Below are 390 nucleotides of genomic sequence, written 5' to 3' on the forward strand. Positions count from 1 at the left end.
CGTAAAAATTGTCAATACTGCCTGATGCCAAATCCGTATATGCGTTTAGTGTGCCCCCCAAAATAAACCCAATGGACTCATCCTCTATGCCGACAATGGTACCCAAATACCCGGCGGCAAAATGCCCGAAGGTATGCAGGCCAACGCCTTTCTCCGGGTCAAAGCTATTCACCACATTTAGGCCACCGCCATAAAGAGATGCATATTTATTTGCCAACAGCCCGGTTTTGGTGGTGGTTGCAGCATTTGCACCGGCAATTCCCCAACCCTTGGCCACTGCCAGCTTCCCAAAACCCGAGCCCAAAGCAGCACCCAGTGCCGCTCCCTTACCAAAAGCGAGCAGACCGTCACTCAGGGAATTGATATTTTTATTTGCTGCCTGAATCGCCA

General features: G+C 50.8%; 1 protein-coding gene. It reads right to left on the bottom strand.

Annotated features, from left to right (window positions below):
- The coding region (locus DB520_RS26375; RefSeq protein WP_157972283.1) for a hypothetical protein at positions 1-390 on the bottom strand (390 nt) is incomplete at both ends.

It is taken from the genome of Pleomorphovibrio marinus (genome assembly GCF_003347495.1).
Lineage (GTDB): Bacteria > Bacteroidota > Bacteroidia > Cytophagales > Cyclobacteriaceae > Pleomorphovibrio > Pleomorphovibrio marinus.